Below are 11178 nucleotides of genomic sequence, written 5' to 3' on the forward strand. Positions count from 1 at the left end.
ATGAATGGTGCCCAGGGGCGGAATCGAACCACCGACACGCGGATTTTCAGTCCGCTGCTCTGCCGACTGAGCTACCTGGGCTTTGTGAGGAAGAAATATCTAAACTAAAAAAAAATAATTGTCAATATTATTTTTACTTTAGCTATTTATAAAAGAATGAAAATGTGTTAAACAATAATAAGTTATTCTCGAAAACAGCTTTATGTTATAGGTATATTTTTAGTATAATATTTGATGGGTTAGTAATGCATTATCCCAGATCAGGTCTGTGGGTATGTGTTTAAGTGTATGGGTCGGTATGATGTGATAGATCAGATAGATATAATTTTTAATAAAGTGAAGAAAAATCTTGTAGGGTTTGAGTGGGAGAGGGTGTGAGTAATTGAAAAAAGTATGATTCTTGTTTTAAGGAGATAACAAAAGATTACATTTTTAGATGAAATTTACTTTTGGGGCTTTTGATATATTATCAGCATATCCGATTATTTCTGCCTCGTAACCTAAAGTGATTAAACAATCTTTTAATGATGCTGAGTCATTTGGTGATACAGCTATTAAAAGGCCACCAGAGGTTTGTGGATCAAAGGTAATTATTTCTAGTTCTTTATTATCTGCTGAGAAATTATATTTTCCTGATAAGAATTCTTTGTTATGGTAGGCACCTGCTGGGATTATACCCATTTTAGCATATTCGATTGCATTAGGTAACAATTTTAATCTATCTAACTCAATCAATATAGACATATTCGAACCCTTTGCTACTTCATATAAATGCCCTGCCAACCCAAAACCTGTAATATCTGTCACAGCAGAAATATCAAAATTTCTAAGGATCTCTGAAGCTTTTTGGTTTGATTTTAACATTTCTGATGTGACATTGTATATATCTTCGGCTGTAGCCAATTCACCTTTAATGGCGGTTGTGATGATACCAATGCCCAATCTTTTTGTATAGATGAGATGATCTTTTTTTCTTAAACCAATGTTTTTGAAAATTTTTCCATCGGTTATTAGTCCAGTTACTGAAAAGCCTAATTTCAGTTCGTTATCATCTACGGTATGCCCACCAATGAGAGAACAGTTGATCTTCGCAAATTCATCACATGCACCTTGCATCATTTCCCTGATAATACTGATGTCGATACTGCAACTATAAGTTAGAATCGATAAGGCATTAATAGGTGTGCCCCCCATAGCGTAGATATCGCTTAAAGAGTTTATTGCAGCAATTTTACCAAAAGTGTAGGGATCATCGCAAACTGGTGTGATAAAGTCAACGGTATGAACAAGATAAATGTTTTCATCTATTTTAAATACACCTGCATCGTCATTAGTTTCGAAACCCACCAGTACATTTTTGTCCCGGTAGATCTTTAAATCAGATAAAGCCTTGCTTAAGCCCTCCGGGCTTATTTTGGCTGCTCAACCGGCAGCTTTTGATAGATGTGTAAGTTTTATCATTTTATAGCCTTATAGTTTTATCAGCCTCTAAAAGCTTTTTCGTTACAGTATAGGCATCGGTTATACTACCTACTTTAAGATCTTCTGGTTTTATTTGTAAAAAATTTAAACAAGTGCCGCAACTTAGAATCTCTATGCCCAAATCTTCTAATTCTTTTAACGGAGGTATTGTATCCAAATTTTTAGTACTTAACAATACAGCAGTATTTACCAGTATAATCGTATTAGGTAATCGGGGCTGTTCTTTTAGATTACTTAGAAAACCTTTCATGAGAATTTTCCCTAATTCTGCATTTTCGTGGCCTATGGTTTCAGCGGTTAAAAAAAGTACTATATTATTTTTTTGATTTTCCGTTGACTCATTTTTGGTATTACAAGTATAACCTTTTACCACATCTATTGTAAAACCGTTTTTATCTGTTTTTACATTATAAATAACAGCTTGACTTTCTAAAAATTTAACAACGTTATTCTTTGAAACTTCTGAGTCCAGCAAAACTGTAAATGCGCCTTCATTGATACTATCCAAATATTTTTTGGTCATAACAACAGGAGTAGGGCATGGCTTTCCACGAGCGTCTATGATCATTGATGACCTCCAAAAAAAAGGCAGGTAAAAACCTGCCTTTTAAACTATTTTCTCAGATCTTTGCAACCTTGATATATGATATTGAATAGATCCTCAATATTCTCTATTTCCATACAGGAAAAAGCAATTCTTAGGTCTGTTTTGTTGACTGATATCGTTCCCACACCATACTTATCCAAAAGATGAATCCTTAGAGCTTCAGCATCAACATTTTTTAGCTTAAGACACATAAAATAACCCGCGTTAAATGGGTAATAAATAAACTCATCATTATATTTACCTGTGTCTAGAACCTCTTTTACTTTATTTGCTCTTGCCTTCATGATATGGTACTTTTCCTCTTTTTGTTTCTTAAAGTCTGGATGATTCAGTCCATATAGAACAAATGTTTGAGACGGATGAGGGCAGTTAGATATTGTACCTCTTATAATTCCTGCAACCTTTTTTTCAAGAGCTGTAAAAATACCCGGCTGATCTTTGGTATCAGTCCCTCCAAAAGTTATAAAACCTACACGGAATCCCCATACATATTCCTCTTTTGTGGCTCCATCGAGCTTTATCCCGAGGAGATTTTTTGATCTGTTAATTATCATACCAAATAGGGACTCTTTCATTGTATCCTCAAAGAAGAGTCCAAAATAAGCATCATCTGTCACCACAACGAGCTTTATACCCTTTTCTGCGATCTCCACAAGACCATCTGCCATTTTTTGGCCTTCTTCAACAGTAGGCATGTATCCTGATGGGTTATTTGGGAAGTTTAAAATAATTACCACCTTACCCTTTTTTTCACCGAGTTCTTTTGTTTTAGTAAGTAAAGCCTCCACATCAAAGCCACCCTGTGGAGTAAAGGTATTAAAAGTAACTAATTCTGCTCCTCTTCTTGTAACATAGGTTAATCTATAGTTACCCCAAAACATGTCTGGCATAAGGACATAATCTCCTGTATCAACGAACATATCAGCAATAATGCTTAGCCCATGAGTCAGGGCATTAGTCACAATAGGTGTTCCGAAAAACTTGCCTTTCATAGAGGGGTTTTCTTCTATCTGTTTCTCTCTCCATTTTTTTCTAAGATCAGCTCTACCAGTAGCTGGGGCATATGGGAAAAGATCTGCTGGTTTAAATGTTTTTAATGGTTCGTATATACAATCAAGGTACATGGGGCCACCCTTCTCGGTGGCTATACCGATAGTGGCGTTGTATTTGTATGCTTTTTCTTTGGCTTCTGCTGCCTGTGTCAAAATACCTTTTGGGAAGAAAAGATTTTTACCAAGATCCGATAACATTTCTAAAACTACAGAATTTTCTGAAGCTATAATGTCATTTAATTCTTTTGCCAATGGATTCATGTGTAAACCTCCTAAAATTTTTATCATATTAAGATAAATCGATAAAATATGCAATATTTTATTGAAAAAAGGAAATTTATGTTTATAATATTCTCAGGTAAAACGTATTTATAAAAAAATAAGGAGGTTAAAATGCCTACAGAACTTATGAGAGCCCTAAAGACAGCTTATGAAGCAGAAAAGGAGGGCCTAAGGGCATATCTTAAATATGCAAAACAAACAAAGGTTTCCACTGGTAAAAATATGTTTATTCAATTGGCATTGGATGAAGTTGACCATATGGAGCTTATCGAAAAGTTTATGGAAAAAACATTGGCGGGGCAACCCATAGAACATGTGAATGTACCAAAAGCAAGAATATCCAAATTTATGCCTTCCGCAAAGGAACTTAAGCCTAAGATTACAGAAAAATCTTCTTTGGGTGACGAAGACGCTTTGAAAGTGGCTTTGGCACATGAGGAAAAAGCTATGAAGTTTTATTATGAGGAAGCTGAAAAAGCTACAGATCCCAAAGTAAAAGAGTTTTTTACTAAATTAGCTGAAGTAGAAAAGAAACATTTCGATATTGTAAAAGCGGAGTTAGATTTTATAAGTCAGGATGGCTTCTGGTTTGATACCCAAGAGTTTACCCTAGAGGAAAACCAATAAAAAAGCGGGGTAAACCCCGCTTTTTTTATTATATATTTTTGTATTTTTCAGCTATGGCTACTCTTAAAAGCTCTTTTCTAAGCTGAACCTCAGCTTTTCTAAATTTTATTTCATCCTCATGCCTAATATGCTCTAACGCTTTTTCGGCTTCTAATTTTCTTCTTATCGCTTCTTCGAGGTCTATCTCTCTACCGAGTTCAGCACCTTCAGCGAGGACCGTTACCTTGTTATCGATCACTTCGAAAAAGCCTTTTTCAATGGCAACATATTCAGCTTTGCCATTGACTTTGTAGACAAGTTCACCAATTCTTAGAGCTGTAAGAAAAGCTGTATGGCCAGGTAAAACCCCAAATTCACCTTCTACACCAGGAGCAACAACTTCATCCACATCGATGGAGAGAAGCTGTCTTTCTGGTGAAACGAGCTCTAATCTAAGCTTATCGGCCATGATTATCCTCTTTTCTTAAGCTGTTCAGCTTTTTCATAAACTTCTTCTATGCCACCCACCATATAAAAGGCTTGCTCTGGGAGATCATCACATTTACCGGATATGATCTCTTTAAAGCCTTTTATCGTATCGGCAAGTTTAACATATTTTCCTTTCATACCGGTAAACTGTTCAGCTACATGGAAAGGCTGAGATAAAAATCTCTGGATCTTTCTTGCTCTTGCAACTATCAGTTTATCTTCCTCTGTCAATTCCTCCATACCGAGAATTGCAATGATATCCTGTAGCTCTTTATATCTCTGAAGAATCTTCTGAACCTCTCTTGCCACAGTGTAATGCTCTACCCCAACAATGTTAGGATCAAGGATCCTTGAGGTTGAGTCAAGGGGATCCACTGCAGGATATATACCAAGTTCAGCTATCTGCCTTGACAAAACTGTTGTAGCGTCAAGGTGAGCAAACGTTGTTGCAGGAGCTGGGTCGGTCAAGTCGTCTGCAGGCACGTAAACAGCCTGAACAGATGTAATAGATCCCTTCTTAGTGGATGTAATCCTCTCCTGTAACTCACCCATCTCAGTGCCGAGTGTGGGCTGGTAACCAACCGCAGATGGCATCCTACCAAGCAGAGCAGAAACCTCAGAACCAGCCTGAGTAAATCTGAATATGTTATCGATAAAAAGAAGCACGTCTTGCCCTTCCACATCTCTAAAATACTCAGCTATGGTAAGACCGGTAAGACCCACCCTCATCCTCGCACCGGGGGGCTCATTCATCTGGCCGTAAACAAGGGCAACTTTATCCAAAACACCTGACTCATGCATCTCTAAATAAAGATCATTACCTTCCCTTGTTCTTTCACCAACACCGCAAAATACAGAATAACCACCGTGCTGTTTTGCAATGTTGTTAATCAATTCCATGATAAGAACTGTCTTACCAACACCAGCACCACCAAAAAGACCAGTTTTACCACCTTTTGTGTAGGGCTCCAAAAGGTCGATAACCTTAATTCCAGTTTCGAGGATATTGCTACCGGTATCCTGGTCCTCCAATTTGGGAGCTGGTCTGTGGATCGGCCAATAATCTATGGCCTCTACTGGACCTTTTTCGTCGATAGGTTCACCAACGACGTTTAAGATCCTACCCAAAGCACCTTTTCCAACAGGAGCAGTTATGGCTTTGCCTGTATCTATTGCCTCCATGCCTCTGACAAGTCCATCGGTGGAAGTCATAGATACGGTTCTTACCGTATTCTCTCCAAGGTGCTGTTCAACCTCACAGATGACTGTGGCTCCGGTTGCTTTGTTTTCAATCTTAATTGCGTTGTAGATTTCAGGTAATACACCTGAGTCGAACTTTATGTCGACTACAGGACCGATAACCTGAACTATTTTACCGACATTTGTCATCATAACTCTCCATGAAACTGTTATTTTATTTTAAAGCTTCTGCACCGTTTACAATATCAAGTATCTCTTTGGTAATGGCAGCTTGTCTTGCCTTATTATAAGTAAGGACAAGCTTCTTTATAAACTCACCAGCATTTCTTGTAGCATTGTCCATTGCAGCCATTCTCGCCCCATGTTCTCCCGCTGTTGACTCAAGAAGGATGCTAAAGATATTAAAATTTAAGAACTTTGGTAAAATCTCTTTGATGAGTAAAGCAGGACTTGGCTCATATAAATAATCTGTGGAGTCGGCAGTTGCTTCATCCAATGAAATCGGAAGTAGTTTTACAACTTTTGGTGTTTGATAGACTATGGATCTAAATTCATTATAAATAACATACAGTTCGTCTATTTCACCGTTTATAAAATAATTATTGATCTTTTCTCCGATTTCAACGGCGTCGTCGTATCTAATTCTGCCACCAAAGGTTATGTAACTGTCAAGAATGTTGTATTTTCTTTTGCGGGCAAATTCATCAATTTTTCTACCCACTGTGATTATTTTTATGTTCTTATCTGTGTGTTGTTTTGTAAATGCGACAAAAGACTTTATTATGTTGTTATTGAATGCACCACACAGACCTCTGTCAGAACTTACTATAACCACACCTATGTTTTTTACCTCTTCCCTCGGCTGTAAAAAAGGATGAATCTCTTTAGATACTCTGCAGCCTATGTTGTTAACAAGCTCTGTTAACTTACGTGCATAAGGTTTTGCTGCATGCATTGCTTCTTGAGCTTTTCTCATTTTAGCAGCAGAAACCATTTTCATAGCTTTGGTTATCTTCTGTGTATTCTTAACAGAGTTTATTTTTCTTTTTATATCCCTCATTCCTGGCATTTTAGCATCCTGATTATGCAGTAAACTGCTTTTTAAATTCTACAACTGTAGCTTTTATTTTGTCTATAAGTTCATCGGAAAGGGCTTTTTTCTCTACTATTTCATTCAAGATCTCTGGTTTATTGATCTTGACATAGTTTATAAACTCTGATTCAAACTTTCTGACACTTTTGGTGGGGATATCATCGAGATATCCGTTAACACCACAGAATATGGCAATTACTTGTTCTTCTACAGGTACTGGCTCGTATTGTCCCTGTTTTAGGAGTTCAACGAGTTTTTCACCTCTATTAAGCTGAGCTTGAGTGGCAGCATCCAGATCACTACCGAACTGGGCAAAAGCTGCAAGCTCCCTATACTGAGCAAGCTCAAGACGAAGTCTTCCTGCCACCTGTTTCATCGCCTTAATCTGAGCAGCACCACCAACCCTTGAAACTGACAAACCAACGTTTACTGCTGGTCTGATACCAGAATAGAATAGATCACTTTCAAGGTATATTTGACCGTCTGTGATCGATATAACGTTTGTTGGAATATAAGCAGATACATCTCCAGCCTGAGTCTCTATTATTGGCAAAGCTGTGAGTGAACCTCCACCATTTTCTTCGTTCAGTTTTGCTGCTCTTTCAAGAAGCCTTGAGTGTAGATAAAAGACATCACCTGGATACGCTTCCCTACCAGGAGGTCTTCTAAGTAGCAAAGAAAGCTGTCTATATGCAGTAGCTTGTTTTGAAAGATCATCGTAGATCAAAAGAGCATGTTTACCTCTATCTCTAAAATATTCCCCCATGGTACAACCAGCGAAAGGAGCTATAAATTGAAGAGGGGCAGGATCACTCGCAGTAGCGGAAACTACTATTGTATATTCCATAGCTCCATGCTTTTCGAGTGTATCTATAATTCTGGCAACAGTGGATCTTTTTTGACCTATTGCCACATAAACACAGATTACATTTTTACCTTTTTGATTGATAATTGTGTCCACTACGATTGCTGTTTTACCTGTCTGCCTGTCCCCAATGATAAGCTCCCTTTGTCCTCTACCTATTGGGATCATGGCGTCAATGGCTTTAATACCAGTTTGTAGTGGTTCATGAACAGGTCTTCTTTTGATGATACCTGGTGCAATTTTTTCAATAACATCATACTCTGTAGTGTTTATGGGACCTTTACCATCGATAGGCATACCCAATGGGTTTACAACTCTTCCTACCAATGCTTCACCCACAGGAACTGATGCTATTCTACCAGTTCTCTTGACAACGTCACCTTCTTTGATATGCTCATAGTCACCCATAACAACGATACCAACATTGTCCTCTTCCAAGTTGAAAACTATGCCATAAACACCGCCAGGTAATTCCACAAGCTCCCCAGCCATGACATTATCAAGACCGTATACCTTAGCGATACCATCACCGGCGCTAAGAACAGTACCGATCTCTTCCATTTGAACTTTTTGCTCAAAGTTTTGGATCTGTTCCCTTATTATTTTACTAATCTCTTCAGCTCTTATCTGCATCAGCATAACTCCTTGAAATATGTATTTATATTTCCATCAATTTATCTGTTAGTCTATCCAATTGCCCTTTAATACTTGCATCATAGAGGTTGCTTTTAATTTTTGCAGTAAAACCTGCAATTATAGACTTATCTTTAATAACTTTTAATAAAACCTTTTTCTTGGTTATTTCAGCTAGTTTAAATTCTATCTTTTTAAGTGTATCCTCTTTTAATTCCTCTGCTATTACTACAGATGCTTCAACAACACCTATTTCATCATTGTAAAACTGAACAAAGCTTTCGTAAACACTAGGGAAGATGTTTAGTCTATTTTTGTTAATAAGTAGTATTAAAAAGGACTTAATCTCACTGGATAGCTTTAGTACTTCTGCCACAGCATTTATAGCTGATAGCTTATCGGCTTTTTTAATTATCGGACTTTTTATCACTTTTTCAAGATCTGGGTTTGTATCAATGAGATTTTTTAATTTGCGCAACTCATCCATAACATTTTTTTTGTCCTCGAGAGATTTGAGGGAATTGTAAATTGCTATAGCATACCTTTTTGAAACGACCATATCTTTCAATGTAAGTCTCCTATCTTGTTAATGTAATTGTTTATGATTGTTTCATGTTTATTGGTATCAAGGGAGGATTCTATTTTTTGTAATGCAGTGTTCTTTGCCAGTTCAAAGGAATACCTTTTTAACTCTGCTTTAGCCCTAATAACATCTGACTCGATGAGAGACTCGGCGAAATCTTTTAGCTTTTTAACAGTTTGATCAGCTTCATTTAATATTCTATTTTTTTCTGCTTCGACAGCTTTAATAGCCCTCTCTTTCATATCTTCAAGCTCTTTATTCATGGCTGAGAGTTTAGATTTATATTCTGCAAGCTCCCTCTGTGCATCTTCTTTTGCCTTGATGGCCTCGTTTATAGCAGTTTTTATATCGTCAGTACGTTTGTCAAGGGCATTTAATATAGGTTCTTTCAACAGCTTGTAGAGTATAAATGCAAACACAAGAAACACTATGGATCTCCAAACAAAGCCCATCACCAGATTACCACTACTAACGCCAGAGGCATAACTGAGCATTGGAAATGTTGATATAATTGTAAACAGTATAATCTTTTTCACATCTATCTCCTTATGACGCGTTGCCTAAGATCTTATTGATTATCAAATCAGCTATTTCATTGGACTCTGAAGCCAGAGTGGCTTTTGATCTTTCCAACTGTAGCCCTATTTCAACTCTCGCATCAGAAATCCTCTTGTCTATTTCAGCTTTTGCTTTATTTACCTTTTCAGAGGCTATTGCAATAGCTTCTTCTCTTATCTTTTTTTGATAGTCAGCCACTTCGGCTTTTACTGCATTGAGCTTCTCTTCGTATTCTTTTTTTAAGCTTGCTACCTCATTTCTGAGAGCCTCTGCATCTTTTAAAAGGGATTGTATTTTGCTGTTTCTACTATGCACGTTTGAAGAGACAGGATCAAATATCAATTTTTTTCCTAAAAACAAAATAACTAAGAACTGAAACATCTGTAACAGCAAGGTATGGTCAATACTAATCATTATTCACACTCCGATGTATACTGTACACAATTTTTGATATCAAATTTACAGTTTTTTGTCAATAATAAAATTATGTTTATTTCCGATAAAACATAATTTATTATTGATGAATATGTTTTACTTTCTTAAAATATCTATCCCTGGCAGACTACCAAATTCGATATATTCCAGGGAGGCTCCCCCACCTGTTGAGATGTGGGATATCTTTTCAGCATAACCAGCTTTTTTTATGGCACTAACAGAGTCACCACCGCCAACAACAGTTGTCCCATCTGCTTCACTGAGAGCTTTGGCTATTTCAAAGGTGCCCTTGCAAAAGTTTTCATTTTCAAAAACACCCATAGGTCCATTCCAAAGGATGGTTTTCGAGTTTAGAATCTCATTTACAAAGAGTTTTAAGGTATTTTTCCCTATGTCAAGGCCCATCAAGTTATCTGGAATATCCTGGGTATCCACATATACTGGATTGCCATCAAATTCTTCTGAACATATGTGGTCAACGGGAAGTATTATGGGAACGCCTTTTTCTTCGGACAGTTTTAGTGTTTCTTCTACAACGCCTAAGAATTCGTTTTCTACAAGAGACTTACCGATGTTTTTACCCAAAAATTTTAGAAAAGTATAGGCCATTGCTCCGCCGATGATTATTTTGTCTGCTATATTGATAAGGGCCTTTATAACACCTATTTTGTCGCTAACTTTTGCACCACCTAAAATAGCTGTAAAAGGTTTGTCTGGCTTTTTAAGGAGCTTTTCGAAATAAGTAACCTCCTTGTTTACAAGGAAACCAGCAGCTTTTTGATCGACTAACTCAGGCAAACCATATACAGAAGCATGTTTTCTATGACAGGTACCGAAGGCATCGTTTACATATACTTCGGTAAATTTTTTTAATTCAGAAGAAAACTCAGGAAGGTTTTTCTCTTCACCTTTATAAAATCTGAGGTTTTCCAGCAAGATAACGTCTTTGTTTTTCATTTGTTCCACTTCTGTTATAACCTTTTCTCCGATACAATCCTCTACAAACCTGACTGGAAATAGCTTGCTGTTGATATACTCAGCCACAGGCTTTAAAGAGAATTCGCTATTGAATTCCCCTTTAGGTCTGCCTAAATGTGATGCTAAAATGACTTTTGCTCCCTTATTCCTTAAATAGTTGATTGTTGGTAATGCTTCTATAATTCTGGTATCATCTTTTATTGTTCCATTTTTTATGGGTACATTAAAATCTACCCTAAGAAAAACTTTTTTCCCTTCTACCGCTAAGGATTCAATGTTTCTTATCACAGAGTCCTCCTGTATTAAATATAAAAG

General features: G+C 37.0%; 12 protein-coding genes and 1 tRNA gene. 1 reads left to right on the plus strand and 12 read right to left on the minus strand.

Going from position 1 to position 11178, the window contains the following annotated elements; all coding sequences use genetic code 11:
- Positions 1–5: 5 nt before the first annotated feature.
- The 4 genes from N3C60_00630 to N3C60_00645 form a co-directional block, all read right to left on the minus strand.
- Positions 6–81 (minus strand) — tRNA-Phe (locus N3C60_00630).
- 351 nt (positions 82–432) lie between these two features.
- Positions 433–1461, minus strand: a complete 1029-nt coding sequence (selD, locus tag N3C60_00635; GenBank protein MCX8083416.1) for a selenide, water dikinase SelD — start codon at positions 1459–1461, stop codon at positions 433–435.
- A 1-nt stretch (position 1462) separates the two neighbouring features.
- Positions 1463–2050, minus strand: coding sequence for a sulfurtransferase-like selenium metabolism protein YedF (gene yedF, locus N3C60_00640; GenBank protein MCX8083417.1), 588 nt, complete (start codon positions 2048–2050; stop codon positions 1463–1465).
- Positions 2051–2094: 44 nt separating this feature from the next.
- A complete protein-coding gene (locus N3C60_00645; protein ID MCX8083418.1) occupies positions 2095–3402 on the minus strand; it encodes an aminotransferase class I/II-fold pyridoxal phosphate-dependent enzyme in 1308 nt (435 codons plus the stop codon).
- A 132-nt stretch (positions 3403–3534) separates the two neighbouring features.
- Between N3C60_00645 and N3C60_00650 the strand changes: the two genes are divergently transcribed.
- Positions 3535–4050, plus strand: a complete 516-nt coding sequence (locus N3C60_00650) for a ferritin family protein (protein MCX8083419.1) — start codon at positions 3535–3537, stop codon at positions 4048–4050.
- A 28-nt stretch (positions 4051–4078) separates the two neighbouring features.
- Here N3C60_00650 and N3C60_00655 read toward each other — a convergent pair whose 3' ends face one another.
- The 8 genes from N3C60_00655 to N3C60_00690 all read right to left on the minus strand — a co-directional run bounded on the left by N3C60_00655 (position 4079) and on the right by N3C60_00690 (position 11151).
- The gene (locus N3C60_00655; protein ID MCX8083420.1) at positions 4079–4498 is read right to left on the minus strand and encodes a F0F1 ATP synthase subunit epsilon; all 420 of its coding nucleotides are present in this window, start codon (positions 4496–4498) and stop codon (positions 4079–4081) included.
- Positions 4499–4500: 2 nt separating this feature from the next.
- On the minus strand, positions 4501–5907 hold the full coding sequence (gene atpD / locus N3C60_00660) for a F0F1 ATP synthase subunit beta (protein MCX8083421.1): 1407 nt from the start codon (positions 5905–5907) through the stop codon (positions 4501–4503).
- A gap of 25 nt (positions 5908–5932) precedes the next feature.
- Entirely contained in the window at positions 5933–6787 is an 855-nt protein-coding gene (atpG, locus tag N3C60_00665; protein MCX8083422.1) for an ATP synthase F1 subunit gamma, read from the minus strand.
- A 13-nt stretch (positions 6788–6800) separates the two neighbouring features.
- Positions 6801–8309, minus strand: coding sequence for a F0F1 ATP synthase subunit alpha (atpA, locus tag N3C60_00670; GenBank protein MCX8083423.1), 1509 nt, complete (start codon positions 8307–8309; stop codon positions 6801–6803).
- A gap of 25 nt (positions 8310–8334) precedes the next feature.
- On the minus strand, positions 8335–8868 hold the full coding sequence (gene atpH / locus N3C60_00675; protein MCX8083424.1) for an ATP synthase F1 subunit delta: 534 nt from the start codon (positions 8866–8868) through the stop codon (positions 8335–8337).
- A 5-nt stretch (positions 8869–8873) separates the two neighbouring features.
- Positions 8874–9428: an ATP synthase F0 subunit B gene (locus tag N3C60_00680; protein ID MCX8083425.1), complete on the minus strand. Its 555-nt coding sequence runs from the start codon at positions 9426–9428 to the stop codon at positions 8874–8876.
- Positions 9429–9438: 10 nt separating this feature from the next.
- Positions 9439–9864, minus strand: coding sequence for an ATP synthase F0 subunit B (locus N3C60_00685; protein ID MCX8083426.1), 426 nt, complete (start codon positions 9862–9864; stop codon positions 9439–9441).
- A 117-nt stretch (positions 9865–9981) separates the two neighbouring features.
- Positions 9982–11151 (minus strand): phosphoglycerate kinase, encoded by a 1170-nt coding sequence (locus N3C60_00690; GenBank protein ID MCX8083427.1) that lies wholly within the window; start codon positions 11149–11151, stop codon positions 9982–9984.
- Positions 11152–11178 lie beyond the last annotated feature (27 nt).

Source organism: Calditerrivibrio sp., assembly GCA_026415135.1.
GTDB lineage: Bacteria > Chrysiogenota > Deferribacteres > Deferribacterales > Calditerrivibrionaceae > Calditerrivibrio.

Bases quoted from the DNA above. Each gene is read 5' to 3' on its own strand.
- N3C60_00685 (MCX8083426.1), bottom strand. From the start codon at position 9,864: ATGATTAGTATTGACCATACCTTGCTGTTACAGATGTTTCAGTTCTTA.
- N3C60_00645 (MCX8083418.1), bottom strand. From the start codon at position 3,402: ATGAATCCATTGGCAAAAGAATTAAATGACATTATAGCTTCAGAAAAT.
- atpD (MCX8083421.1), bottom strand. From the start codon at position 5,907: ATGACAAATGTCGGTAAAATAGTTCAGGTTATCGGTCCTGTAGTCGAC.
- N3C60_00655 (MCX8083420.1), bottom strand. From the start codon at position 4,498: ATGGCCGATAAGCTTAGATTAGAGCTCGTTTCACCAGAAAGACAGCTT.
- yedF (MCX8083417.1), bottom strand. From the start codon at position 2,050: ATGATCATAGACGCTCGTGGAAAGCCATGCCCTACTCCTGTTGTTATG.
- atpA (MCX8083423.1), bottom strand. From the start codon at position 8,309: ATGCAGATAAGAGCTGAAGAGATTAGTAAAATAATAAGGGAACAGATC.
- atpH (MCX8083424.1), bottom strand. From the start codon at position 8,868: ATGGTCGTTTCAAAAAGGTATGCTATAGCAATTTACAATTCCCTCAAA.
- N3C60_00650 (MCX8083419.1), top strand. From the start codon at position 3,535: ATGCCTACAGAACTTATGAGAGCCCTAAAGACAGCTTATGAAGCAGAA.
- atpG (MCX8083422.1), bottom strand. From the start codon at position 6,787: ATGCCAGGAATGAGGGATATAAAAAGAAAAATAAACTCTGTTAAGAAT.